The 3,318-nt window shown below is 70.0% G+C and carries 2 protein-coding genes; both read right to left on the minus strand.

Going from position 1 to position 3,318, the window contains the following annotated elements; genetic code table 11:
• Nucleotides 1–213 precede the first annotated feature (213 nt).
• Nucleotides 214–1,392, minus strand: a complete 1,179-nt coding sequence (locus tag ABZE72_RS16395) for a class I SAM-dependent RNA methyltransferase (protein ID WP_372730105.1) — start codon at nt 1,390–1,392, stop codon at nt 214–216.
• The coding region (locus ABZE72_RS16400; protein ID WP_372730106.1) for an APC family permease at nt 1,389–3,318 on the minus strand (1,930 nt) is incomplete at its 5' end. The genes ABZE72_RS16395 and ABZE72_RS16400, both read right to left, overlap by 4 nt.

Genomic DNA, 3,318 nt, shown 5'->3' on the forward strand with positions numbered 1-3,318 from the left:
CACCGAGTTCTTGGCGAGCCCGGCGGCAACGGCCGCGCCGCCACCGCCGAGGACCAGCACGAGGGCGAGGGTGGATGCCACGTTGGCGTAACTGAAGTGCTGCAGGCGTCGCATGTGGAATGCCTCCTGGTGTCGGGGTTCTTCCACCGTGGCCCACCCTGTACCCGGAGGCCATGGTCATTCACATGGCCCGTTGGGACCAACCCCGGTAGGTCAGACGCGCTCCAGCAGCGCGACGCATTCGACGTGGTGCGTCATCGGGAAGAGGTCCAGCGCCCGCAGCCGGGTCAGCTCGTAGCCGTGCTCGCGGAAGGTCGCCACGTCGCGGGCCAGGGCCGCCGGGTCGCAGGCGACGTACGCCACCGCGCGCGGAGCGCGGTCCACCACCTGGAGCACGACCTTGCGACGCGCCCCCTCACGCGGCGGGTCGAGGACCACGAGGTCGAACGGCTCGTCGTAGCCCTGCGCCAGCACCTTGTCGACGTTGCCCCAGGCCACCACGGCCCTCTCCCGGCCGGCAAGGTTGAGCGCCGCGTACCGGGTCGCGGTGCGGTCGCCCTCGATCGCCACCACCCGGGTGGACTCCCCCACCGCTTCGGAGAGGAAGCGAGCGAAGAGGCCGACGCCGGCGTACAGGTCGAGCGCACGCTCGCCCTCCTGCGGCGCCAGGAAGTCCAGGACGGTCTCGACCAGTGCCCCGGGCGCGCCCGGGTGCACCTGCCAGAAGCCGTCGGCGGCGACCTGGAAGTCGATCGTCCCGGCCGCGGTGGCCACCGACTCCGCGATCACCTCGTCGTCGGTGGGCTGGCCGTCCACGACGACCCGGGCATCGGGGTGCGCGATCCGGCAGTCGTCGATCTCGATCACGATGTTCGAGCGGTGCGCCCGCAACCCCTTCGCGCCGCCCGGCAGCGCGACGTACTGCATCCGGGTCCGCCAGCGCAGCCCCTCGTCGTCGCCGGGCACGCCCTCGACGCGCAGGTCCGCGATCCGCGCGTCGGCCGCGTCGAAGCCGGCGAGCCGGACGAACTGCTCGCGGACGACCGCGGCCTTGAGTTCTCGCTGATGACCGAGCGCGACGTGCTGGAAGTCGCATCCTCCGCAGAGACCGGGGCCGGCGTACGGGCAGGGCGGCGTCACTCGCTCCGGCGAGGCCTGCAGGATCTCCACGGCGTCGGCGCGCCAGAACGAGTCGCCCTCGGTGCCCTCGGTGATCTCCAGGACCACCCGCTCGCCGGGCATCGTGTGCCGGACGAAGACGACCCGGGACTCGGGCTCGGGCAGGCGCACGATGCAGTGCCCGCCGTGGGCGACCGGTCCCACCTCGGCCTCGAACCGGGAGCCGACCAGCGACGCCCCCTTGGGCTTGCGCTGACGTGGGGTACGGCTCATCGTTCGATCTGCCTTCCGGCGGCGGTGCCGCGGTCGTCGAGCTTGCCCAGGCGTACGTCGCCGGGCCGGGGTCGTTGGGCGCCCCGCTCCTCGCGCTCGCGAGCGATCTGCGACGAGCGGAGCTGGTAGGGGACGGAGGTGACCATCACGCCGGGCGCGAAGAGCAGTCGACCCTTGAGTCGCAGGGCCGTCTGGTTGTGCAGCAGCTGCTCCCACCAGCGACCGACCACGTACTCCGGGATGTAGACGGCCACCACCCCGCGGGGGTTGGCCTTCTTGATCTCCATCGCGTAGTCGACGATCGGTCGGATCAGCTCGCGGTACGGCGAGTGCAGGACCTTGAGCGGAACCCCGAGGTTGCGCTCGTCCCACTCCTCCAGCAGGCGGTCCGTCGCGCCGGCGTCGGCCGCGACGTAGACGCCCTCGAGGACGTTGGGGCGCGTCGCCTTGGCGAAGGCCAGGGCCCGCAGCGTCGGCTTGTGCAGCTTGGAGACCAGGACGATCGCGTGCACCCGCGTGGGCAGCACCTTGTCCTCCTCGTCGGCGGCGAGCTCCTCCGCCACCCGTCCGTAGTGGGTGTGGATGCCCCGCATCAGCACGAAGAAGATCACCATGGCCAGGATCGTGATCCAGGCGCCCTCGAGGAACTTCGTCACCAGGACCACGACCAGGACCAACGCCGTCATCGTCAGGCCGACCGCGTTGATGATCCGCGAACGGTACATCCGTCCCCGCTCCACCGGGTCGGTCTCGTCCTTCAGGTGGCGGGTCCAGTGCCGGATCATGCCGAGCTGGCTGAGGTTGAAGGAGACGAAGACGCCCACGATGTAGAGCTGGATCAGCTTGGTGGTCTGCGCGTCGAAGACCTGGATCAGCACGATCGCCATGAACGCCAGGAAGACGATGCCGTTGCTGTAGGCGAGCCGGTCACCGCGCGAGGCCAGCGCACGGGGGGCGAGGCCGTCCCTGGCCAGGATCGAGCCCAGCACCGGGAACCCGTTGAAGGCAGTGTTCGCAGCAAGCACCAGGATCACGCCGGTCACGGTGACGACGAGGTAGAAGCCGGGCGGGAAGTCGCTGAAGATGGCCTTGGCGATCTGGGCGATCAGCGTGTGCTGGTCGTAGTCGTCGGGCAGCGCCTGGCCGTTCAGGGTCAGCCGGTCGATCTGGTGCGGGTCGACGTACTTCAGCCCCATCTGCTTGGCCAGCACGATGACGCTGATCATCATGGTGATCGCGATCAGACCGAGCAGCAGCAGCGTGGTGGCGGCGTTCCTGCTCTTCGGCTTGCGGAACGCCGGTACGCCGTTGGAGATCGCCTCGACCCCGGTCAACGCGGCACACCCCGAGGAGAACGCGCGCGCCAGCAGGAAGACCAGGCCGAAGGTGGTGAGCGCCTCGTCGTAGCCCGGCGCCGGGGCGATCTCGAGGCCGGCCGACTCCACCGGCGGCAGGTCCCCGGCCGCGAGACGGATCAACCCGTAGGCGCACATGCCGAGGATCGCCGCCATGAAGACGTAGGTGGGGACGGCGAAGACGGTGCCCGACTCCCGGATGCCGCGGAGGTTGGCCGCCATCAGCCCGACCACCAGGAGCGTCGCGAACGTCGCTTCGTGGCCACTGATCGACTCCACGGCCGACGCGGCGTACTGGGCACCGGCGGAGATCGACACCGCGACGGTCAGCACGTAGTCGATGAGCAGGGCGCTGGCCACGGTGGCGCCGGCGGTGCGACCGAGATTGACCGTGGCCACCTCGTAGTCGCCGCCGCCGCTCGGGTAGGCATGCACGGTCTGTCGGTAGGACATCACCACGGCCATCAGCACCACCGCGATGGCGAGGCCGATCTTCCAGGACCACACGTAGTACGAGGCGCCGGCCAGCGAGAGCATGATGAAGACCTCGTCGGGCGCGTAGGCGACCGAG

It is taken from the genome of Nocardioides sp., assembly GCF_041600255.1.
GTDB lineage: Bacteria > Actinomycetota > Actinomycetes > Propionibacteriales > Nocardioidaceae > Nocardioides.

Bases quoted from the DNA above. Each gene is read 5' to 3' on its own strand.
- ABZE72_RS16395 (WP_372730105.1), bottom strand. From the start codon at position 1,392: ATGAGCCGTACCCCACGTCAGCGCAAGCCCAAGGGGGCGTCGCTGGTC.